We start from the raw sequence: 23,712 nt of genomic DNA, 5'->3' as shown, positions 1-23,712 counted from the left end.
CTGTTATGAGAGCTTTTATTGCTTGTTTGCTTTTGCTTATTGGCCAATTAGTCATCGCACAGATTCATGTTGGGTATTATCATGACTTGGATAAGACACCTATTCATGATTACGTAGATCCTATTGCATACAATCCTGATGAAAAACTTGTGCTATCCCACTTTTCTGACAGCTTTGAGAAAGGCAAAATTTATTATGAAGATGGAACGGTTGCGAAAGGACTGATAAAGTATGAGAATAAGAAAATCTGGTATAAAAAGTTGAGTACTGATGATAAGGTTAAAATAAAGCCAGAAGAAACAATTGCTTTAACAATCGGACTAGATTCATTTTTTGTTGCTACCAATTTTTCAGTTGAAAAGTCTACTGGCTCAATAACTCAAAAACAACCCCAATTCATGCAGCATCTTACATCGTTTGATGGCAAGGTTTACGCCAAGCATTACTTCTTCTCTTCAGGTATGTCATCATCAGTCATTGAAACCTATCAAGTAAGAGATGAAAACAGTACAACCTGGGAGAGTTTTCCAAGAAACAAAAGACGTTTTAGAGAGAAAGCGCTTGATTACTTTGACCATATTCCATATTTGAAAATCAAGATAATGGATCAATCAATTTCTTTTGCTGATGCTTATACATTGATTAAATCCGCTGAATACTTTCATAAGTTTCAAAACAATGAAACCATTTACTATGACCGTTATTGGAATGAAACTGAGAAAGAAAATAGTAACTATAAAGCGATCATAAAATCGCTGGAAAATGATAGCATCTGGACTATTAATTATTTCAAGGGTGATATACCTATCTACAGGGCAAAATATCATGCACTCTTTCCAAATAAAATGCATGGGGCTTTTGAACGTCTAGACGCAGAGGGTCAAACACTTAATGTGATAAACTATAAGAAAAATGAGGTTAAGGAAAAGATGGTCTTGTACTCAAATGGAAAGCCACACTATGTAAACAAGTACAGAAGCTTAAAATACACCTATAGAACACAAAATTACCTTACGTATGAAGCTGTTTACAATAGCCAAGGTGAGTCTTTGACTAGTGATGGCACTTGGACGGAAGATGTTTCATGGAAACAAGGTCAATTCACGAATGAATTTGAAGGAAATAAGCTAAAACGATCATATCGAGATGCTGACGGTCAAAGGATTCATCAAATCACTGACCCACTTTACAATTTCAAGATCCAGAAATTACAAAAGCTTCTTGACAGCTACTTTGCGGAAAAAGATTTTTACTCGGTAGCCAATGATCATGTACAAGGTACGTATTTTATTTCTGTATCAATTAATGAAAAAGGAGTTGTGAGTGATTATGAAATCATAAATCAATTGCACTTAAGCCTAGACAGTAAGATTCGAAATTGGGCTCGCAGGTATTTGACAGGTTCCTATGCTGTAAAGTTCAAGCCTTATAAAGTAAACGGTCAAAAAGTAAGTGCAGAGTTTTTGATCCCTTTACAGTTTAGCATCTTAAAATTTTATCGTCAACCTGCAAACGGCTATGATTGGATGTGGCATCATCAAATGATGTTTCATCAACAAATGATGATGCAACCGATGAATCTACCAACCCCTCCTGCTCCACCTGGAAGATTTTAGACTTGAATTAGCAATAAAGATCAACTGTTAAAATCGCAATTTCTCAGCTTAAACAATTTAAAATAAGGTCCTAGATGTCTTGAACTGTTAATAAAGAGACCTTTGAGGCATAACTTTATTAGTTATCTTCATCCGTATTATTAACTATTTCCGCCTTACTATGAAAAAAATTGTGTTCTTCATCACCATAATCTGCAGCATTCAGATCAATGCTCAAGAAAACACAAACATCGTAAATGTAATTGATGCACTTACAGTTCAATGGGATGAAACAGCGATTGGACTAAAGGATTATTATGGTATTCAAAATTTTTGTTCTTCTGAAAAATACCGCCTTGAAACAATTGAATTATTAGATGAGATTCATCATTGGGATACTACGCTCTATTTTACAGTTCAAGAAAAATATGCAGGCTCTCAAGATGCCGAGGCTGCGGCAACATTGGAAGATATTGAAAAGCTAGAGACAGAATATTCTACAGAAAATTTTAAAGTGTTCATTCTGAATGAGTGCACAATGCTCAAGGAAATTGATGATTCATTTGACCAGCAAACAGTCAAGCAATATGAAAAGGAAATAAAGAAGTTTGAAAAAGAGTTGGTCAAGTATCTAAATAGCATAACCTATCGAATAGATATTATTGATGAGCATATTCATCATCTAAAGTTGGACTAACCCAAAAATTCCAATTTTAGGATTTAAAATCTTATAGAGTTTAATAAATGATATTAATACGGCAATTGTTTGTTAAAACAATGACATGAGAAGGGTTATTCTTAACTTTTATCGCCTACATGAAAAGACAAAGTAAAGGTAGTTCCAACATTTTTTTTTGAAGTTATTTCCATTTCCGCCTGATGTTCATCTAAAATCATTTGGCAAATGAATAATCCTAATCCCGTGCCTTCTCCAGGGTCTTTAGTAGTAAAAAATGGATCTGTAATTTTGGATAAAGTTGTCTTATTCATCCCCGATCCAGAGTCAGCTATTTCAATAATGATATTATCACCATCATCTTTAGTAGCTATTTTAATTTGCCCTTTCTCTTCTATTGCCTGCTCAGCATTATTGATGATATTAGTAAACACCTGATGAAGCTTGCCTTCATTGCCCTGTACATGGGTATGTTTTGCTTCGTATGATTTAATAATCTCAATATTTTTAGACTTAAATCTGCTTGCCAATAATGTAAGGCTATTTTCAAGTATTTGATTGATTTCGCAAGATTCATCCATAGCCTCACCCGTTCTGCTGAAGTGTGAAAGACCAGATACAATCTTAGAAGCCCTTCTTACACCTTCTTCAATAGCATAGAAATATTCATCATAGCTAACACCTTCATTTTGCTTTTTTAGCGCATCTCTTAGGGAAATGGCTCCGTGTTTGATAAAGTTGAGTGGATTGTTTATTTCATGACCGATACCAGCTGACAATATTCCTAATGAAGCCATTTTTTCAGCTCTTATCAACTGTTGTTGTGTAGTTTGAAGCTTCTTATAGCCTAATTCTAATTGTATATTTTTTGACTCAAGTTCCTGCGTTCGTTCTTGAACTTTCTTTTCCAGATCTTTACTGTAAGTTTCCAATTGAGCCTGATAACTACGGATTTCAGTGATGTCTTCAGCAAATAATGAGAGTCCAACCACTTTATCTTCATCGTATACTGGATTGTATGTGAACCTAAACACTATCTCACCTTTTGGCCCTGGATACACGATTTCTTCTCGAAATTTTTCTCCTGCTAGTGCTCTCTCTATAAACCCAGTAAATATTTTTGACTGTTCAGGATGCTTCATTGCATTTAGAATATCAATTCCGCGATAGAGATCAATATCATCTGTCATTTTAGTAGAAATACTGAAGGCCTTATTAAACTCTATAAGGATTTTTTGATCGTTGAAAAGTCCAATAATATTTGATGTACTTTCAATAATCGATTTAAGATTTGCACGCTCTGTTCTTAGTGTGAGAATGGATCGTTTTTGATTTCTTTTTACATATTGATAAAGAAGAATTGAAGCAACTACAAGGAGTATATAAATTACAAGTACATACTTAAATCTGTCTACCACGAGAAACAATAAAATGGATTGATCAATCGAAACCATTAGTCTATGGTCAACAGTTGCAATATTTATACATGCAATGAAATCATCGTCTCCTGTTATTGGATCAGCTCCTGTTAGCAAGTAAATATCTTGGGTCTTTGATAACGTGTCAATATCTAAATACGTCAATGAATCAGAACCTAAAACACTTGCATAAAGAGATTTATCAAGTGGGAAGTACAGTTGTGTAGTATTAAATTCATTATTAACCAAATGAATATCGTACTCATCACTAAATCCAAATTTTTCCAACTCAGAAATCATTGTACTGTAGTCAACGGCAGATGTATTGACCGCTACAATGTCTCCTTGACTGTTATGAATAGGTACTCGAATAGGCAAAATCCAATCAGAAACATTCTCAAAATAGTAGCTCTCTCCTAAGGTCAACTTGTTGTTCTTGATGGTAAGTTCGAACGATCTTTTTGTTCGTTCAGATTGGGATAAGTTTGGTAATGTGTCATTAACCAGCCTACCTGTAAATGTTATTACTTGACCTGATGTATCGGCAAAACCAAATGCAAGCAATTCTTTTTCGTAGACTTTCAATGCATCATTAGCAAACGCAAGCCTCAGACTATCATTTTCTATTTCATAAAGACGGTTCCCAACACTAATGAGACTCAAGTCCCATTGGTGAAAGCTTAATTCGTAATAGCTCTTAATAACCTTTGCAGTATACTTGAGATCGTTAAGTTGATCTCTCTTTGCATCCACAAAAATGTAGATTAAGGCAGATGCAGCCATGATAGAAAGGCTAATTATAAGAGACAAGAAAATCCTCTTAAGTGACCGTATCTCCTTAATTTGTTTCAATTGGCGGTTTATTGAAACTAGAAGATACTTAAAAACCTTTAATTTTTAATGAATATGAATAGAATCAGTTACTAACTACCAATAGATCTTAGTACTAAGGAAATATTTTCAATATTGATATAAAGAAATAAAAAAGGATCATTGAATATCAATGATCTCTTTTGTAAAATCTGGGGAACGTTAAATTATTCGATTCGATACATTTTTGATAAATACTCAGACTGATTACCATTTGTGCCAAATAAAATTATCTCCTTCCCATCACTAGATATTCCGACAGATCCTAAGTACATACCTTCAAAGGGAGTTTCTTCAACTAGTTCGAATGTGCCATCACCATTACCTAAATAAAGACTGGCTTCAAGGCTAGACTTATTTTGCACTTGATCAAACGTCAAACCAACTTCAATAACATCGTCAATACCATCTCTATTAATATCTGCAAATTCAGCTTCTCCTTGAACTTGAGCAAATGGCAAGGCGTCTGTGCTTTGACTAAAACTTCCTCCGCCATTATTTATATATAATAATGTATTGAATGACACTCCACCTGTTCCTGATAACAAAACATCTGGTAGATCATCGCCATTTACATCAGAAAAATCCATCCAACCGGATCTAAGTGCTCGAAATGGATTCTTTTCAATCCATACAAAATTTCCATTGCCATCGTTTAAATATAGATGTACGATAAGTATACCGTTATTGTCTCTGCCGTTAAAAATAACATCCGGATCTTGATCACCATTAACATCAGAAAAAGCTACTTTACCGGAAATACCTTGAAATGGCGTGTCTCCTTTAAGGGTAAAATTCCCTTCACCATCATTAAGATACAGTTTGGCTATATTACCACTATTCGTTGATCCAACAAGTATCAAATCTGAGTCACCATCGTCATCAACATCATCAAAATCTGAAGAACTTAACCAAACTCCGTTAAAAGGAGTATCAATCATTTGAAATTGAGCATTACCATTATTCCTATATAGTCTGGTCGATAAACCAAAAGCAGAATCTCCAGTAATCAATACATCTTTATCACCATCGCTATCTATGTCTGAGACTGAAATAGACCCATCTTTAACTCCCAGAAACGGAGTACTAACATCATTTAATAACCCTTCTTGATTTCTAATAAAAAGTTTACTTATATATCTCGAAGATTTTGAACTACCTATTACAATGACATCTTCATCATTATCCCCATCTGCATCAAAATAGACGATATCACTATCAATCATTCCTTCAAAAGGGCTTGTCACTTCAACGATTCTCTCAGAAAATAACATTTCTTCTTCCATCTTCACATCATCTTCTTTAGAGCAAGCAACAAGCATACTGAGAGTTGATAATAGCAATAGCGCTAATAGAATATTAAACTTTTTCATATTAATTGTATATGGTGGTGTGATTTATATGGTAAATAATTTAATTCGTTAAATATAATATCCAACTCTATAGAAATCACGGTTTTTATTTGAATGGTTATGACTTTGTATTCTGTTTAACAATAGAACTATTCGTACATATTCTAATGTTACATTCATATGTCAAAATTCAACGAACTTATTAATGGTGATCAACCCGTTTTGGTTGACTTTCATGCAACCTGGTGTGGACCGTGTCAGACAATGGCACCGGTACTCGAAGAACTTAAAACAGAAATCGGTGGAAAGGCTAGAATCATTAAAGTAGATATTGACAAAAATCAGGCTGCAGCCCGAAAATATAACGTTAGAGGCGTTCCTACATTTATACTTTTTAAGGCAGGTAAACAAATCTGGAGACAATCTGGAGCAATTCCTAAGCATATGTTGGAACAGGCCATACAAAGTGCCTAAATTTCAGGCATGTCAATATCAAATTTAGTTTCCGCAGAATGGCTGAATCAACACATTAACTCTGATGATATCATCATTCTTAATGCTACGTTAGCAAAGCCTAAATCCGCTGGTGAAGTACCTCATCAAAACTTGCAAATACCAGGAGCTATCTATTTTGACATAGATCATTCATTTTCTGATAAATCAAATGACTTACCACATATGATGTGTGATGCAAGTCAATTTGAAAATGAAGCAAGAAATATTGGCATTGATAATGATAGCATCGTTGTGATTTACGATAGTCATGGTGTTTATTCTTCACCAAGAGCCTGGTGGATGCTGAAGTCAATGGGGTTATCCAATGTTGCTGTCTTAGATGGAGGACTAGCAGAGTGGGTTGCGAAGGGATATTCCACCGAAACTAAAAAGCCTTCTGAACACAGATCCGGCAATTTCCAGGCTACTTTTCAATCGGATAGTTTCTGTGATTCAACATTTGTCCTAAATGCTACTGAGGAAGCAGATAGTGCAATACTTGATGCGAGGTCAAAGGATAGGTTTCACGCTCTGGCACCTGAACCTCGTGCAGGTCTGCGGGGCGGTCATATCCCTAATTCAATAAATCTTCCTTTTGGTGAGGTTCAGGATGGATTCAGAATGAAAAGTGAAGCTGAACTAGCCAAAATTTTCAATAGCCTAAACGTCAACAACAAAAAGCTCATCTTTAGCTGTGGCTCTGGGCTCACTGCATGCATAATATTATTGGCAGCCCATATTGCCGGATACTCAGACTTAGTAGTTTATGATGGATCTTGGAGCGAATGGGGACAACCTTCAGCATTACCTATAGACAAATAAAGGCAGCTCCTGTCAAGAGCTGCCTGGCAAAAACCACCATAGTTTTGCCTGCCTTAGTTATCTTTTTATCAATCGTCGAGAGACAGAGCTACCACTTCTCATTTGAATTTGGATTATATAAACACCTGATTTTAAGCCACTTATATCAATAATTTTTTGATTGTCCCATGTACTTAATTCTCTTCCTTCTGCATCAAAAATGGATATCTTTTCAATATCTCTTCCATCTACCTGGATATAAGACTGAGTTGGATTTGGATAGATTTCAAGATGATGGCCTGAAAAACCAAGTACATTTTCAATATTCAATGTTCCATTTATCAATGAAAATGAATAGTTGTCATCGCTTCCTCCTGAAAGTGTGATTGTATAAGTACCTGGAGTTCCTTCTACTGCATCCGTAGAAATTGTGGGTGGTGTATTCAAAACACTCTCATCTTCTCCACTAATAAATCCATCATATGTCATTTCCAAAGTTGGAATCTCTTCTTCTTCAGAAATTGTAATATCCAAAGCCTCAATGATAAGAGTCGCCTTATTTATTGTCAAGGTGCCGTCCGTATTTGTGACATTGTAATTGACAAGCCTATTATCGGGATCAACAAGTGTGGCAATTATATCAAAGTTTCCAGCGATTGTTCCATCACTAGCAGACTGATAATCTGCCGTTATGTTGTCGTTATTCACTACACCAGCTAAAACACCATCAAAGTTTGGAATTGCATCCCCGTAGGTTATTGATTTATCATTAGGTGTAACAGTAATATCTGCTTTTGAAACCGTAATCATTGGAGTTTCACTCGAACTCAAACAACTGCCATCTGTTCCTACGCTCGCCTCAACTTCAAAACTACCATTTTGAGCTTCATCAGGTAAAAACTTCAACCCCATTCCTCCTTCTATCAAGTCAATATATTCACCATCATTTATAACAGTAGTACCATCGTTTTTAAATAGCGATCCTCCCGAGATGTTGTCTATTCTGAAATGTGTTGAAATTTCATCTACATTGCTTAAAGTCAACTCAAGGCCAGATGAAGTCATACTTCCATAGACTGAGGAGGCATTCACTACATCTGGCAATAAAGGGCTCACAACAGTAAGTGCAACCAAAGAATCTATTCCATTTGAGGCAGTAAATGTTTCGTTATAAATTCCTTCTGATGTGATAGATTGAGTACCGAATGATATTGCATCACCGGGGCACAAAGTTTGTGTAATAGATTCAGAGTACTGTAGCTTAAAATATCTAACCACTCCCCCTTCTGTTTCGCCAGGAGATGAAATAAGAACATTCCCGGCATTGTTACTAATGGAACTACCAAAGAATGCGTCATCTATCGAACTATGAATAGTCAATATTGAGTCAGTATCTGCTAATGAATTACCAAGATCATAGAGAAAAACGCTCCCCTCTGAAATTGATTCCGGACCCATAGATCTTCCAGACCCTATCAGTACAAGGTCATCGATTATCGCCATATCAACTGCTTTAGATGAAACAATTTGACTCGTATAAATAGGGAAATTAGCATATACAGGAATGTTTATGGAATAGTCATCTTCCTTGCTGTCCGGTCCATCCGACCAATTTGCACCAGGTTTGATAAAAACATGCACACGATTCCCGGGAGTTGGACCTGCCGCAGGTGGTGTTGGAGCATTATCGGGAGACTGCGTTGAAACTCCTAATATATACTTATCAGAGACCGCCATTGTCGTTCCAAATTGATCACCAGTAGATCTATTTTGTTGTAGAATAGTACGTGTATCATCCGTGCTATTGGTCCAAGACGCTCCTTTTTCAAAGATGTGCGCTGTTCCAGCAGGGCCTGAACCTGTACCAGCTCCGGATACAACGAAATCTCCCTCAAAAACGGCACTTACACCTAAATAATCGAATGAACCAACAGTTGTAGTCAGCTCAGCTAAAAGGGTTCCTGTTGTCCAACTTGACCCAGAAGTCTTTCCATACATGTATATCCTTCCAAACTGATTGATGGTTTCACCAGGCGCAGAGATCATAAGTTCATCTCCGATTAAATCGACCTTAAAACCAAAATTCCCATTGTCTATCTCATTTGGAGAAATAAACTTAGCAGTCTCAGTAGTGTTGGCCCATCCGGCAATGGGTTTTTCAAAGATGTAGGCAGCACCGGCGTCCATTTGTGTTTCATGTCTAAATCTTGCTCCTACTACGATCACATCGCCATCAATTGACACGCAGCTTCCAAATTCATCTCCCGAGGCTTGATCAGATGCGGTAAGCTTAGCAACTTCAGTCCATTGGGTTCCATTGAATTCAAATACATAAGCTGCACCTAAATTTCCCGGATTCGGGGCTCCAATCACAGCAAAATTTCCACTTATATCTATATCTGTACCAAACTCGGTTAGTTCTCCTGAACCATTGGGTGTATCATTCCCTCTAAATAATTGAAGTTCTATTAGTTCCTGACTTTTAGCCAAAAATGCCATAGATATCATTCCTAAGGCAAGCAATAATCTATTCATAATGCAATTTTTTAAAGCAAATTGCATCATCATCAGTTTCAAATATTGTCACTTTAACGAACGGTCGTGTTCGTCTAATAAGTGATTACAGATTTCTTCTTATCGTAATTATTGTAGACCTAATGTATCTACTCTTTGAAGGAAGTCTTCTTTCTTTCTCTGTGAAATGCTAAGTCTCTGACCATTCGACATCTCTACTTCGCCACCATCGCTTCTATGGATTTGAACAACATGTTTTAAATTAATCAGGTGTGACTTATGCACTCTATAAAATCCAAATGATGAAAGAAGATCATCGTAGTAGCCCAAAGTCTTAGAAACTATGATTTTACTATCGATTGTGTGGAATATTGAGTAGCTCTGGTCTGACTCACAATGAATGATTTCGTCCAATTTTATAACGTAAACTTTAGTTTGCGTCTTTAGAATAATTTTTTGATCATCAATACCTGCATTTAAGTTGTATTGAAGTGTTTTAAGTTTAAGAGTCTGATCCTTAATCAGAGATTCTGATGCTTTCCTTATCCCTTCTTCTAGTGCATTAAGATTCAGTGGTTTGAGTAAAAAATCAACGGCACTAAACTTAAATGCATCGAGCGCATATTTCTGATGCGCTGTAGTGAAGATAATTTTGAAGTCAATCGAATGATACCTTTCTAGGACTTCAAAAGATTTATGTTTCCCAAGCTCAACGTCCATTAACACTACATCTGGACGGTTAGTGATAATCCCATTATAGGCATCTTCTACATTTGATGCCGTACCCACGACAACTACATCAAGTTGATCTAGCATAGCTACGGTGGCTTCCATAACTCTAACTTCGTCCTCAACTACAAAGACAGATATCATAATGCTTCTTCCTTAGGGATTGTAATAGTAACAACAACACCAGTTTTATCAGTTCTATTGGCAACTGAAAAGTTAGTTTCTTTATTTCTATAAAGAAGCGAAAGACGCTCACTGACAATTTTCAAAGCCTTGGATTCATGAATAGATTGAGAAGAATCTAAACCACTACCATCATCTTCTAAACTGATATAAAGACAATTGCTCTTCTCTCCAATTTTTATATTCAATTCCCCATTTTTCATTCCTTTAAATCCATGCTCAAATGCATTTTCAACAAATGGTTGTAATAATAGCGGTGGAAATAAAATGTTAGAACTTTCAATCGAATCATCAATTTGGATTTCTGTTATTATGCTAGGGAAGCGCAATTTTTGAACCTGAATGTACTTTTCAAGAGTTTCCAATTCTTTATTTAAAAGAATCCAGTCTCTTGAAGAATGATCTAGAATATCCCTTGTCAGCTCACTAAATAATGAAATATACTGTGATGCCTCGCTTTTATCCCCTTTTAAAATGAATGAATGAATAGAAGCGAGCGCATTAAATAAAAAGTGAGGACTCATCTGAGAACGAAGTAATTTTTGCTCCACCAAAAGTCTTTGTTGGGTTAATAGAAGCATGCGATTGCGGTACAAGAAATAACCCCCAATTAAGATGATGACAATCACTAGTCCGCCTCCTAATAACATCAAATATTGTCGCTGTATTTCTAGTTCTGAAATTTCAGCCAGTTGTTCCAGGCTTTCAATTTTTCTTTGCTTCTTATCAGATTCGTACTTCACTTGAATATCCTCTATCGCACGAGATTTTTCAACATTAAATCTCAGTTCGGTTAGAGAATCTATCTTTTCATCTAATGCAAGTGCTGATCGCAATTTGTCTTGCACCTTAAATAGCTCTTTTTGCAACTTCACAGATTTTAAATGCAATGAGCTTCCATCCATTTCACTCAAAAATGCATTGGCATTATCCAGACTCTTCTGACTTAGTACAAATTCCCCAGACTGAATGAGTAATTCTGATTTTTGCAGGTACAAGTCAGCCTTTTCAGCTGGGTAGTCTAAACCATTTAATGATTCGATTGCTAGTTCTAAATGAAGAATGGCTTCATTCAATAAACCTTCCGAACTATTCACCTCAGCAAGTAAGGCGTACATATCCATAATATCTAGTGCATTTCTGTTGCGACTATTGTAAGATTCGGCCTGAGACAAATAAAGCTTAGCACTGTCTAACTTCCCTTGATAGATTTTTACCTGCGTAAGGTTGACATATCCCTTAGTAATACCTGTAGAATCATTGTTTGCCAACGCGAGTTTCAATGATTCATTAAAATAAAATTCTGCTTTATCAAGATCATCTTGAATAGCAAATACAATTGCAATGGAATTGTTGAGTCTTTTTTGCTCGTAAACTTGATTTGCGCTATTGGCATATTCTAATCCGATAAATCCATAATAAGTAGCTGAATCGAACATATCTAAAGATCGATAGGCAATACAAAGGTTATTGCAAACTCCAGACAACAAAAGCGTATCGTAATCTTCAGCTAAATCGACAACTTTGAGAAAGATATCTACAGCTTTACGAGTGGAACCAGTAATATCGTAGTAGTTAGCTTGCGCATTAAGCACCTTTATCAAAAGGACTTCATCCGGATTTTCGTTTAATGCTTGGTCTAAATAAGAAATCGCATTGTCAGGATCATTGGATAACTCTGCCACACCCAAAGCCCAATAGCCTAATGCGCGCTCAGAAGACAACTCACTCTTTATTAAGTCCTTTGCAATTGGATCAGAAACTTTATAATCTTTTTTAACGATTGCTTGCTCGATCTGATCCCGGGTCGACTGAGACCAAATTTGATAGACAATCAAAGTATAAAACACCAAAAAGAAACTTCTCCTCATCCAACCAAGATAGATCTTAGGAATGACTGGGAAAAATCCTTCTTCCGTACCAGCCTGTCAAAAGTGTAATAAATTCAACAATAGCAACTTAATATATTAGTATAAAAGCCTGATATTAAGGTAGTTAAATATCCTGTGATTACCTATACCCAATTAACGATATTAAATGATAATCAGCAGCAAACCTTTGCATTGGTTTTAAAGCTTACAATTCAATTCATTCATCGAATATTTCTCAATTGATAATGTGTATTTAAATATATTCGCAATGTGATTAATCTGAGATAAAGTATTGATATATCAACCAGCTGGTACTTTGTTTCTAATACCATCAGAACATAACTTCAATGAAAAACCTAATATTCTACTCTGCCTTGCTGGTAGGTATGTTTTTGAGTCAGGTGAGTAATGCACAAGATGATTGTTCAGCCAGAGCAGACTACGACTGGGATGTATTTACCGGAACTCCTACAGGCAATACTTATTCAGATGAATCAGTTGATTTCACGTTTTCTGTCGCGGGAGATGGAGGAATTACTGGAAACGATACTGGAAATAACTTCCCTACAGGGTTCTTCTTCTTCCCTACTTCATGGGAAATCACGCAGAATGACAATAATATCAACACATTTACCATTGATTTCAATGGTGATCTTCTCTATGATTTTTGTTTCGCCATTACGGATGTAGATGATGCTGGTAGCGCTGACATTGTAACAGTAAATGCATATGATGCCACAAATACACTCATCACACTTGTTGCAGGTGATTTATCCAATCAAGGAGATCGGATTCAATATAATGGCAATAATGAATTTGAAGGTACAGGAACTTCTCCCACATTCTTTGGCGGTGCTCCAAGATCTAATGTGACAATTTGCTTTCCCTCACCTATTCAAAGAATTGAAATAGTATTTGACAGTAATGATGGAGCAGATGCACAAGATTTTGGTGTCACTGACTTCAATTATTGTTCACAAGATTTTGACAATGACGGCATCAAAGATGATGCAGAGACTGACTCTGACGGTGACGGCATTCTAAATTCAGTTGAAGGATATGTTCCAGGAGACGCAGATGGCGATGGTATTCCAAACGTTTATGATGCAGATTTTCCTGGAAGAGTTGATGCAAATGGAGATAATACTGACGATAATTTCGATAGCGACCTAGACGGGGCACCAGATGCATTAGATCTGGACTCGGATAATGATGGAATTCTTGATGCTACAGAGAACTTACCGACCTCTGGGGGATTACCTGCAAATACTGACGGTACTGGAGACCCTGACTATTTAGATAGTGATTCTGATGATGATGGAATTAGTGACTTAATTGAAGGAAATGATATTGACTTTAACGGAATAACTGATGTTACATTAGCTGGCACTGATGCCGATGGTGATGGGATCGATGATAACATTGATACAGTCAATGACTTAGAGAGTACCGGTAATAGTACCGGTAGTGCTGCAGCTGTTGCAGCAAACCTCGTAGATAATGACGACATTGAAGATTACAGAGATACCGATGATGATGGAGATGGAATTTTGACAAGCGCAGAAATTCCTGATGCAAATGGAGATGGAATTCCTGATTATATCTCAGCTTGTGAAGATGGATCCGTTCTTAATTTTGATGGATTTGCAGACGGGACAACTCCAGGACCAGTATTTAATGTTGATGCAGTTGACATTACCTTCAGTTTTACAGATCCTTCCAATGTAAGTCAGGAATATGAAATCGATGATCAGATTCAAACAGATAATTATGTTCGTGTTTTGCAAACTGCAACATCTGCATCTGCCTTTACACTGTTGAGAGTGATTTTTGACAAGCCTTTGGAAGGTTTTTGCTTTGATCTGCTAGATATCGATCGAGGGCCAAATAATCACTTGGATTCAATGTCTGTAAATATTTTCAGAGATGGAGACGTCATCGTTTTAGATGGCACGAATATTATCACTGGGGCATTTAACAGACTTAATACTAATAATTTCATTGTAGGCACAGACGAATCAGATGATGATGAATACCTTGGAAACGTAAGACTCTGCCTACTCCAATCGGTTGATTCATTAGTAATCAGATATGGCAATGCCATTCCTATTGGAAATCAAGCTATTGGTTTAGATGATTTTTCATGGTGTGGGATTGATTCAGACTATGATGAGATTTTGGATTTCGACGACCCTGATGACAACAACAATGGAATTGCAGATATTATTGAAGGAGGCGGAGTTGACCATTCGCTAGATTCAGATGGCGACAAAATTCCAGATTACCTTGATGCAGATTTTCCAGGATTCACTGATACCAATGCGGATGGCGTTAATGATAATGCCGATTTAGATCTTGATGGAATTCCCGATCAAGTAGACAAAGACACTGATAATGATGGCATTCCAGATGCTGTTGAAGCAAATGGAGGAATTTTACCCGCCAACATGGATGATGATGGAGCATATTCCCCAGCATATGCATTAGCAAATGACTCGGATAATGACGGTAGAGTTGACGACATAGATGATACGGATGGGTTCGTTGGAGGAACACCTCTTACCAATCCAAATACAGATGGTGATGCAGTTAATGATATCAGAGATTTAGATTCGGACGGAGATGGTATTCCTGATTTAGTTGAAGCTGGAGGAACTGACAGCAATAACGATGGCGTCATTGATAACTTTTCTGATAACACAAACGATGGATTTCATGATGGTTTTGACCCAGACGTATTTGGAACTACTCTCTTATCAGGAAGTATCACAAGATTTGCTCGCGATTCCGATACAGATGGATTATCAGACTACTTAGATATCGATTCTGATAACGACGGCATCTTGGACAATGTTGAAGGACAAAGCAGTACCGGTTTTATAGCTGAAGCAGGTGCTGATGGTGATGGTGATGGATGGGACAACAGCTATGATTCTGACAATGGAGGCACTGCTCCACCTGTAACAGATACGGATACTGATGCTACTCCTGATTATCTTGACACAGATTCTGATGGAGATGGCGTATCAGATAGCATAGAAAGCAGAGACACTAATAGCGATGGTGTTGCAGATGAGTTATTTGTAGATGTTGACACGGACTCGGATGGATTAGATGATGCATATGACACTGATTGTGCTCCATGTGGCGCTGTAGTTGGTGCTTCTGCAGCCACTCAAGATCTTGACCTTGATGCTCAACCTGATTATAGAGATACCGATGACGATGGCGATGGCTTACTAACTTCCTCGGAAGACTTCAATGCGAATGCAGATTTTACGGATGACTTTACGCAAGGAGGATCTAGTCCAGATTACTTATTCTTTACCAACGATACCGATGGTGACGGCATCGATAATGATTCAGACCCTGATGATAACAATGATGGTATTTTAGACTCTGAGGTCACCTCAACATGTAACATCACATACGAATGGACCGGAACAATAGACGGTGACAGAGATAGAACCTTACCAGATGATCTAAATAAGGATTTTGTGTTTGGTGACAACTATGGCTTTAGATTGACATTTGATAATTCTACGCAGGTGGTGATTCAGACCACAATTGGAGATCAATCTAATGCTAGAACTGGAACTGTAACAGTTGACGGAGTTGCTGAAAATATTAATGTGACTGCCGGGAACTTCCAAACAGTTACACACACTCCTATTGCAGCTTCTGTTTATGATATTGATATCGTTGGCACAGATATGTCTGTAACAACAATAGTGGTGAACGACACATATGGTAACGAAATCGCACAATTCGATTTTGGTACTGCAGCTAGTACTGTCGAACCAGGATACATCGGAGTTAATTCTGCAACTACTCAGACTGCAACAACATATAGTTGCTTTGCTGATTCCGATGGCGACGGAATTAGTGATCAATTTGATTTGGACATCGACGGAGATGGCATACCAAATGCATATGAAGCTAATGATGGTACGCTTCCTGCAAACATGGATGAAAATGGTCAGTACAGTTCCACATATGCACTAGCCAATGATTCTGATAGTGACGGAATTGTAGATGACATTGACGACACTGGCGGAGCATTCACAGGAGGCACTCCTCTGTCGAAAAATGATTTTGATAGTGATGGGCTGGCTGATTTTAGAGATGTCGATACCGATGGTGACGGGATCCCCGATTCAATTGAGTCTACTGGAACAGACACGAATGCCAACGGAATACCAGACACCTTTACTGATACAGATAGTGACGGAAACCTGGATTATAGAGATGCTGATTCAGATAATGACGGAATACCAGATTTACGCGAAGGACAAACATCTGCAGCATTCATTGGGTCCCCTTCTGGTACAGATACAGATGGAGATGGGTTAAGCGATAGCTTCGATGCTGATAATGGTGGAACAGCTATTGTTGGCAATGACCATGATGGAGATGGAACTCCTGACTTCCAAGATTCAGACAGCGACAATGATGGCATTGTGGATTTAATTGATGGTAATGATAACAATATTGATGGGTCAGCAGATACTGCTTTAGCAAGTGCCGACACGGATGGAGATGGCCTGGACAATGCATTTGATACTGATAACGGAGGTACGGCACCGTCACTTCAAAACACAGATGCTGATTCAGAACCAGATTGGAGAGATAACGATGACGATGGTGATGGTACTCCGACAAATGATGAGAATGTAGACATTGATCCGGCAAATGGAACACCAGATTATTTAGAATCCAATGGAAATACGTGTGGTGTAGGATTTACTTCAGCAGCCGCAAATGCTATAGGTGTAGAAAGTGAAGACGGAATTGGAAATGGTGGTGGAGCAGCAGCTCTAGGAGCCGCAAATTATGTTCCTGGTTCAGGTGACTTTAATACAGTTGGTGCCATAGGAAATGGTGGCGAATTAGATATTTATTTAGGTGCATTTGTTCCTTCAGGTTCTACTATTACCATTGATTACACAGCCATAGCTGTTGGAGATCAATTGAATATCTCGAGTTCTCCTGATAATGTAACATATGGCAACCTTTTAACATTTGTATCAACAGTAACTACTGCTGGTGCAGCTACCTTCTCCTATGTAACAACGGAAGATGTTTCATTTGTGAAATTCACGGTGACTGTTGGTGGTGATATTTTCGGTATAGACGCATTATCCTTTACAGGATGTTTTGCTGATAGCGACAATGACGGAGTACAAGATGATGCTGATAACGATAGTGATAATGATGGTTTAGATGACCTCACTGAAGGAAATGGAACCGATCCTACTGCCGATGCGGATGCAGATGGACTAGCAAATTATCTAGATCCGGACTTTGCTGGATATGTGGATTTAAATTCTGACGGTATCAATGACAACTTCGATAAAGATTTAGATGGTGTACCAAATCATCAGGATTTAGATTCTGATAATGATGGAGTACCAGATGCTGTAGAAGCTAATGAAGGTGTCTTACCAGCTAATATGACTTCAGAAGGAGCATACTTGTCATCGTATGTACGTGCAAACGATGGTGATTTAGATGGCCACGCAGATGATGTTGATACTGATAGTGGAGGTACCGCATTTACAAATCCAGATACTGATAATGGTACAGGGTATGATGACGGACTTCCTGATTTTCTAGACAGTGATTCCGATAATGATGGAATTACCGATGCCGCTGAAAATGACGGAGTAGATTTAAATAGAGATGGTCAAATAGATAGTTTTGTCGATACAGATGGTGATGGTCTACATGATAGTTATGATCCCGATAATGGGGGAACTGCCCTTTCTATTGTGAATACAGATGGCGATGCTGATCCAGATTACTTAGATACAGATTCAGACAATGATAGCGCAGGCACACCGGGCCTTGGTGATCTATTTGAAGGTCATGATTCAAACTTCGATGGCACTCCATCGTGGGATGACGATGGTGATCTAGTTCTTGATACAGACGAGGGCAACATTGACCTTGATGGAGATGGTATAGTGGATGCCTTTGATCCAGATCAAGGAGGAATTGGTGCTGCATTGCCAAATGCTGATGGAGATGGTTTAGCCAACTTTAGAGACAATGACGATGATGACGATGGTATCCTTACAATTGCTGAAGATGCGGATGGAGACGGTAACTATTTTAACGACTTTACAGAAGGTCAGGCAGATGAGTTTGCAAATGTTCCAGACTATCTATTTAATGACGTCTCTCCTCTTCCGGTAGAACTCTTAAGCTTTAAAGTAACATTAGTAGATAATAAGGCTGAATTGGTATGGATTACTGCTCAAGAAATAAACAATGAAAAGTTTGAAATTGAGTACTCTAATGATGGTCTAACGTTTGATCAGGTTGGAGTTGTAGCTGGTAGCGGCAATTCGAATGCTCCAATCGAATATTCATTTGTTCACAATGATCTAAGGTCAGGATTCAATTATTACAGATTGAAACAAGTAGACTTTAATGGAGATTTTGAATACTCTGAAATCAAACGAATCAGCTTAGGTGCTTTTGAGGGCATCACAGTTAGTGTGTTCCCTAATCCGACCTCTGATGTAGCTACGATACAACTACAACAGGGAGTAGCCACTAAAATAGAATTGATTACACTTCATGGTATTGTTGTCCAAACTGTCTCTTATGAAGGAGGAACTTCAAGCCATAGATTTGATACCAGCGATCTCGATTCAGGGATATACCTAATTAGAGTTACTGGTCCAGACGTAAATACAATCGAACGACTAGTGGTGAAGTAAAGTCTTAAATAAATTAAGTATGAAGAGTAAGCCTGGTTAAGAATTTTTTGCCAGGCTTTTTTATTTTATATGAGTCCATAAAAAAACCCTATCACTGAGTAGTGATAGGGTTTTTATTTCTTGAAAGTCTTAGACTTATTTCACTGCGTCAACAACTGCTTTGAAAGCCTTTGGCTCATTCATCGCAAGGTCTGCAAGTGCTTTTCTGTTGATCTCAATTCCTTTAGCATTCAACTTACCCATGAATACAGAATATGACATTCCGTGCTCACGTGCTCCAGCATTGATACGCTGGATCCATAATGCTCTAAATTCTCTTTTCTTAGCTTTTCTGTCACGATAAGCATACTGCCATCCTTTTTCAATGGCATTTTTGGACACTGTCCAAACATTTTTTCTTCTACCAAAGTAACCTTTGGCGTGCTTCATCATCTTTTTACGACGAGCTCTTGAAGCTACATGATTTACTGATCTCATTTTGTTTTTGTTTTGGCGATTGGTGCATCAACTTTTGTCAACGTCTTTCAACCAATAACCGGGTTTTACATTTAACCGAGTCCCCTTGGACCCAAATTCATTAAAAAATTACAGATTCAAAAGACGTTTGATGTTTGGCTCATCCGCCTTGTCCACAACAGACATGTATCGAAGATTACGCTTTTGCTTAGTCTCCTTTTTTGTCAGAATGTGGTTTTTGAAGGCATGCTTTCTTTTAATCTTTCCAGAACCTGTTAGCTTAAATCGCTTCTTGGCACTAGAGTTTGTTTTAAGTTTCGGCATTTCTACTTTATTCTACGTTTAATTATTTCTTTATCACTTTAGGTGCCACGAATAAAATCATTCGTTTACCCTCCATCTTAGGAAGCTGCTCCACTTTACCAAACTCCTCAAGTGCTTGCGCAAACTTTAGAAGTAAGATCTCTCCCCTGTCCTTGAAAACAATTGTCCTTCCATAAAAATGAACATATGCTTTCACCTTAGCTCCATCTTTCAAAAACTTGATGGCATGATTCAATTTGAAGTTGAAGTCATGATCATCAGTATTTGGACCAAAGCGGATTTCCTTGATTACGGTCTTCTGAGCTTTAGCCTTTATTTCCTTCTGCTTTTTCTTCTGTTCGTACTTGAACTTTGAGTAGTCAATCACTTTGCAAACAGGCGGATCAGCATTTGGCGAAATTTCCACCAAATCAAGATTTTGGTCTTGAGCAATTTTAATGGCCTGCTCTAATGGGTAAACATCAACCTTCACATTGTCTCCAACCACTCTTACTCTACGTGCAGTGATCTTTTCGTTTACTTTGTAAGGCTCTTCTTTTCTGATTCTTGAAGGGCCTCTTCTTCTTAGTTTAGCGATTGTACTCCTTTATTTTAGTTGAACATCAAAAACAAAACGCAAATATCGTGATATTTTATTCTTAACAACAAATCAATTGATAAGTTCAGCCACTTTATTGCGGAAAAATTCTACGAATTCACCTTTTTTCATCGATCCAAGGTCACCATGTCCGTGTTGCCTAACGGAAACAGTCCCTTCTTCGGACTCTTTTTCACCCACAATTAGCATGTATGGTGTCTTCTTTACTTCTGCATCCCTGATTTTCTTTCCTATTTTTTCGTCGCGTTGGTCAATTATACCTCGGATATCTTCTTCTTGCAATTCCAAGAATAACTCCTTAGCGTAATCATGATACTTTTCAGAGATCGGTAGGATAGCTATTTGATCTGGAGCTAGCCAAAGTGGAAAGTCTCCAGCACAATTTTCTATAAGTATTGCGATAAATCGTTCCATCGATCCGAATGGTGCTCTATGAATCATCACAGGACGATGTTTTTGATTATCACTACCTATGTATTCTAATTCAAACCTTTCAGGAAGGCTATAGTCTACCTGTATAGTACCAAGCTGCCATTTTCTGCCTATGGCGTCACGAACCATAAAATCAAGCTTCGGTCCATAAAAAGCAGCCTCTCCATACTCTACAACATAGTTTAATTCTTGTTCTTCAGCTACTTCCTTAATGGCGTTTTCAGCTTTCTCCCAATCTTCGTCCTTACCAATATACTTATCCGGATTCTCGGGATCACGAAGCGATACCTGAGCCGTGAAATCCTTGAAACCCAGTGAAGAAAAAATGTACAACACTAAGTCAACAACCTTAGTAAATTCATCTTTTACCTGATCCTGACTACAGAAAATGTGTGCATCATCCTGTGTAAACCCTCTAACGCGAGTAAGACCATGCAATTCACCACTCTGCTCGTACCTATAAACTGTTCCAAATTCAGCGTATCTAACTGGAAGATCTTTGTAAGACCGTGGCTTGGATTTATAAATTTCACAATGGTGAGGACAATTCATTGGCTTCAACAAAAATTCCTCGTCCTCAGCAGGGGTATTTATTGGTTGAAATGAATCCTCACCGTATTTAGCATAATGACCAGATGTAACATATAGATCCTTAGCACCAATATGTGGTGTTACAACCTGATCATATCCTGCTCTTAGTTGAGCTTTCTTTAGAAAAGTCTCAAGTCTCTCTCTCAATACCGCACCTTTTGGCAACCATAATGGTAGTCCTTTACCCACCTTCTCGGAAAAAGTGAATAATTCAAGTTCTTTACCAATTTTACGATGATCTCTCTGCTTAGCTTGCTCAAGTAATTCAAGATGCTCCTTGAGTTCTTTTTGTTTAGGGAATGAGATCGCATAAAGTCTCGTAAGCTGTTTCCTATTCTCGTCCCCACGCCAGTATGCACCAGCTACATTAAGAATTTTTACAGCTTTTATGTAACCTGTGTGAGGGATATGTGGGCCGCGACAAAGGTCCGTAAAATTTCCTTGCGTGTAGAAAGTAATATCTCCATCTTCCAATCCATCAATCAGCTCTAACTTATACTCATCACCTTTTTCTGTAAAGTATGCGATGGCATCAGCTTTAGCTACCTCTTTTCGTGTATACTCGTTTTTCTCACGAGCCAATTCGAGCATTTTATTCTCTATGGCTTCAAGATTATCGGCATCAAAATCAACACCATCAAAATCAATATCATAATAGAAACCATTTTCAATCGGCGGTCCTATTCCTAACTTAATACCAGGATATAAAGCTTCTAATGCCTCTGCCATCAAGTGAGCCGAAGAGTGCCACATTGTAGACTTCCCTTCTTCATCGTTCCAGGTTAGAAGTTGAAGATCTGAATCTTCATCTATTGGTCGAAATAAATCCCTTACTTCGCCATTTACTTTAGCTGCTAATACATTTCTTGCCAGTCCCTCACTTATGCTCATAGCAACATCCAATGCAGTTACTCCTTTATCATAAGTCCGTTTCGAGCCATCAGGCAACGTAATGGTGATTTGATCACTCATTAATTCTCAATTTTTTTAGGTTGTAATTCTATTGTCGAGATTTTACTCTCCTCATATTTTTTGCGCTGCAAATATGCAATTTTTCGCTGTATAAGACCGATTCTTTGACTTGCTAATGTATCCTCAGCATCTAATTCAAGTAAATACTCAAAGTATGGTATTGAAGCAAGGTACCATCCTCTATCCTCGTAGTGTCTTCCTAGTCTCCAAATAGGCTCTCGATTTGTAGAATCAAGAGTAACAAGAGTTTGCAAAACATAACCAGCAGAATCCCACAATGACTCTTTTCTATACCAAGTGACTAATGCGTATGCTACCGTATCTCTAGGCATGAATGGCTTCATAACTTTTATGGCATCACTCGTTTGATTGGCTTGGTCCAATAGCCTGGCATAAGCAAATTGAATTTCTAAATCATCTGTATGTTTTGAAACAAATGATTTCATTATCTCGAAACCTTCAGGCTGGTACCCCAAAGCGAATAGGATCTTCCCATAATCCCACATCAAATCATTTGAAGGATCCAACTTGGAGAGTTTACTCAAATTAAGCGCAGCTAATGTTGTATCGTTTAACCTTAGGTATTGCTCAGAAGCAAATGCGTAGGCTTGAAGGTTTTGATGTGATTTTAAATACTCTTTTAATTCAATGGTTGCGTTTGTAGTCTTACCTAGCCTTGTTAAGCAATCAATATAGGTTTCTTTGTATTGATCCTCCAGGTCGTATTCGCTGGCCCATTTATCAATTACCTCCAGTAGTAATTCGTAACGCTCATGCTTCTTGTAATAGCGAATGTATTGCTCTACAAGTTGATTAGTCATTCCGTTGATTTCTTTGGAGGCATCTAGTGCAGAAATACACGTGGTAGGCCAATCCAATTGATTGCAGTAGAAGATCTTTTGATCAATTAGGCGTTCATCATCGGGTGCTGACTTAAGTTCGTCATTGATCCTATCTAGCGCATCTGAATAAAACCCAGCATGCAGCTCTGGGACAACTATCTTATTATCAGAGGGTTGCGAACAGCCAACAATAAATAAAATGGATATAAAACTTAGTCTGCGCATTTGCAGAACAAAGTTAGGTCTAAAGAAGCTGAAATGGTGG

At 37.8% G+C, this 23,712-nt stretch carries 15 protein-coding genes; 5 read left to right on the top strand and 10 right to left on the bottom strand.

Features of this window, described 5'->3' with window-relative positions:
* Positions 1-5: 5 nt before the first annotated feature.
* On the top strand, positions 6-1,616 hold the full coding sequence (locus ACY650_RS17320; protein ID WP_462249385.1) for an energy transducer TonB: 1,611 nt from the start codon (positions 6-8) through the stop codon (positions 1,614-1,616).
* A gap of 160 nt (positions 1,617-1,776) precedes the next feature.
* Positions 1,777-2,292: a hypothetical protein gene (locus ACY650_RS17315; protein ID WP_462249383.1), complete on the top strand. Its 516-nt coding sequence runs from the start codon at positions 1,777-1,779 to the stop codon at positions 2,290-2,292.
* Between the two features lie 101 nt (positions 2,293-2,393).
* On the opposite strand, the gene ACY650_RS17310 is transcribed toward ACY650_RS17315, so the two are convergent.
* Together ACY650_RS17310 and ACY650_RS17305 are read right to left on the bottom strand one after the other, a co-directional pair.
* Complete coding sequence (locus tag ACY650_RS17310) at positions 2,394-4,472, bottom strand: ATP-binding protein (RefSeq protein WP_462249381.1); 2,079 nt, start codon at positions 4,470-4,472, stop codon at positions 2,394-2,396.
* A gap of 254 nt (positions 4,473-4,726) precedes the next feature.
* Positions 4,727-5,932 carry an FG-GAP repeat domain-containing protein gene (locus ACY650_RS17305; protein ID WP_462249379.1) on the bottom strand — a complete coding sequence of 402 codons (1,206 nt, stop codon included), beginning with the start codon at positions 5,930-5,932 and terminating at the stop codon, positions 4,727-4,729.
* A gap of 159 nt (positions 5,933-6,091) precedes the next feature.
* Here ACY650_RS17305 and trxA point away from each other — a divergent pair, with 159 nt between their 5' ends.
* A complete protein-coding gene (gene trxA / locus ACY650_RS17300; RefSeq protein ID WP_462249377.1) occupies positions 6,092-6,385 on the top strand; it encodes a thioredoxin in 294 nt (97 codons plus the stop codon).
* 9 nt (positions 6,386-6,394) lie between these two features.
* Positions 6,395-7,228 carry a 3-mercaptopyruvate sulfurtransferase gene (gene sseA / locus ACY650_RS17295; RefSeq protein ID WP_462249375.1) on the top strand — a complete coding sequence of 278 codons (834 nt, stop codon included), beginning with the start codon at positions 6,395-6,397 and terminating at the stop codon, positions 7,226-7,228.
* A gap of 57 nt (positions 7,229-7,285) precedes the next feature.
* Here the strand turns inward: sseA and ACY650_RS17290 are convergent, their stop codons facing one another.
* The 3 genes from ACY650_RS17290 to ACY650_RS17280 form a co-directional block, all read right to left on the bottom strand.
* On the bottom strand, positions 7,286-9,742 hold the full coding sequence (locus tag ACY650_RS17290) for an MBG domain-containing protein (RefSeq protein WP_462249373.1): 2,457 nt from the start codon (positions 9,740-9,742) through the stop codon (positions 7,286-7,288).
* 108 nt (positions 9,743-9,850) lie between these two features.
* Positions 9,851-10,594: a LytR/AlgR family response regulator transcription factor gene (locus ACY650_RS17285; RefSeq protein ID WP_462249371.1), complete on the bottom strand. Its 744-nt coding sequence runs from the start codon at positions 10,592-10,594 to the stop codon at positions 9,851-9,853.
* Complete coding sequence (locus tag ACY650_RS17280; RefSeq protein ID WP_462249369.1) at positions 10,591-12,504, bottom strand: tetratricopeptide repeat-containing sensor histidine kinase; 1,914 nt, start codon at positions 12,502-12,504, stop codon at positions 10,591-10,593. The genes ACY650_RS17285 and ACY650_RS17280 overlap by 4 nt, the downstream gene beginning before the upstream one ends.
* A gap of 347 nt (positions 12,505-12,851) precedes the next feature.
* Here ACY650_RS17280 and ACY650_RS17275 point away from each other — a divergent pair, with 347 nt between their 5' ends.
* Positions 12,852-19,232 (top strand): T9SS type A sorting domain-containing protein, encoded by a 6,381-nt coding sequence (locus ACY650_RS17275; protein ID WP_462249367.1) that lies wholly within the window; start codon positions 12,852-12,854, stop codon positions 19,230-19,232.
* Positions 19,233-19,367: 135 nt separating this feature from the next.
* On the opposite strand, the gene rplT is transcribed toward ACY650_RS17275, so the two are convergent.
* From rplT to ACY650_RS17250, 5 genes are all read right to left on the bottom strand, one after another.
* On the bottom strand, positions 19,368-19,709 hold the full coding sequence (gene rplT / locus ACY650_RS17270; protein WP_370086676.1) for a 50S ribosomal protein L20: 342 nt from the start codon (positions 19,707-19,709) through the stop codon (positions 19,368-19,370).
* A gap of 108 nt (positions 19,710-19,817) precedes the next feature.
* Positions 19,818-20,012 carry a 50S ribosomal protein L35 gene (gene rpmI / locus ACY650_RS17265; protein ID WP_462249365.1) on the bottom strand — a complete coding sequence of 65 codons (195 nt, stop codon included), beginning with the start codon at positions 20,010-20,012 and terminating at the stop codon, positions 19,818-19,820.
* Positions 20,013-20,034: 22 nt separating this feature from the next.
* Positions 20,035-20,589: a translation initiation factor IF-3 gene (infC, locus tag ACY650_RS17260; protein ID WP_462254425.1), complete on the bottom strand. Its 555-nt coding sequence runs from the start codon at positions 20,587-20,589 to the stop codon at positions 20,035-20,037.
* Between the two features lie 72 nt (positions 20,590-20,661).
* Positions 20,662-22,605 carry a threonine--tRNA ligase gene (thrS, locus tag ACY650_RS17255; protein WP_462249363.1) on the bottom strand — a complete coding sequence of 648 codons (1,944 nt, stop codon included), beginning with the start codon at positions 22,603-22,605 and terminating at the stop codon, positions 20,662-20,664.
* Positions 22,605-23,672 carry a tetratricopeptide repeat protein gene (locus ACY650_RS17250; protein WP_462249361.1) on the bottom strand — a complete coding sequence of 356 codons (1,068 nt, stop codon included), beginning with the start codon at positions 23,670-23,672 and terminating at the stop codon, positions 22,605-22,607. The genes thrS and ACY650_RS17250 overlap by 1 nt, the downstream gene beginning before the upstream one ends.
* Between the last annotated feature and the right edge of the window lie 40 nt (positions 23,673-23,712).

It is taken from the genome of Ekhidna sp. (assembly GCF_963691765.1).
In the GTDB taxonomy this organism is placed as follows: Bacteria; Bacteroidota; Bacteroidia; order Cytophagales; family Cyclobacteriaceae; genus Ekhidna.
This window is presented reverse-complemented; position numbering and strand designations above follow the sequence as displayed.

What these genes read in the sequence shown, in the direction of transcription:
- rpmI (WP_462249365.1), bottom strand. Translation starts at nt 20,012, where the DNA reads ATGCCGAAACTTAAAACAAACTCTAGTGCCAAGAAGCGATTTAAGCTA.
- trxA (WP_462249377.1), top strand. Translation starts at nt 6,092, where the DNA reads ATGTCAAAATTCAACGAACTTATTAATGGTGATCAACCCGTTTTGGTT.
- ACY650_RS17305 (WP_462249379.1), bottom strand. Translation starts at nt 5,932, where the DNA reads ATGAAAAAGTTTAATATTCTATTAGCGCTATTGCTATTATCAACTCTC.
- ACY650_RS17290 (WP_462249373.1), bottom strand. Translation starts at nt 9,742, where the DNA reads ATGAATAGATTATTGCTTGCCTTAGGAATGATATCTATGGCATTTTTG.
- ACY650_RS17320 (WP_462249385.1), top strand. Translation starts at nt 6, where the DNA reads ATGAGAGCTTTTATTGCTTGTTTGCTTTTGCTTATTGGCCAATTAGTC.
- thrS (WP_462249363.1), bottom strand. Translation starts at nt 22,605, where the DNA reads ATGAGTGATCAAATCACCATTACGTTGCCTGATGGCTCGAAACGGACT.
- ACY650_RS17250 (WP_462249361.1), bottom strand. Translation starts at nt 23,672, where the DNA reads ATGCGCAGACTAAGTTTTATATCCATTTTATTTATTGTTGGCTGTTCG.
- ACY650_RS17275 (WP_462249367.1), top strand. Translation starts at nt 12,852, where the DNA reads ATGAAAAACCTAATATTCTACTCTGCCTTGCTGGTAGGTATGTTTTTG.
- ACY650_RS17310 (WP_462249381.1), bottom strand. Translation starts at nt 4,472, where the DNA reads ATGGCTGCATCTGCCTTAATCTACATTTTTGTGGATGCAAAGAGAGAT.
- ACY650_RS17285 (WP_462249371.1), bottom strand. Translation starts at nt 10,594, where the DNA reads ATGATATCTGTCTTTGTAGTTGAGGACGAAGTTAGAGTTATGGAAGCC.
- ACY650_RS17315 (WP_462249383.1), top strand. Translation starts at nt 1,777, where the DNA reads ATGAAAAAAATTGTGTTCTTCATCACCATAATCTGCAGCATTCAGATC.
- ACY650_RS17280 (WP_462249369.1), bottom strand. Translation starts at nt 12,504, where the DNA reads ATGAGGAGAAGTTTCTTTTTGGTGTTTTATACTTTGATTGTCTATCAA.
- sseA (WP_462249375.1), top strand. Translation starts at nt 6,395, where the DNA reads ATGTCAATATCAAATTTAGTTTCCGCAGAATGGCTGAATCAACACATT.
- rplT (WP_370086676.1), bottom strand. Translation starts at nt 19,709, where the DNA reads ATGAGATCAGTAAATCATGTAGCTTCAAGAGCTCGTCGTAAAAAGATG.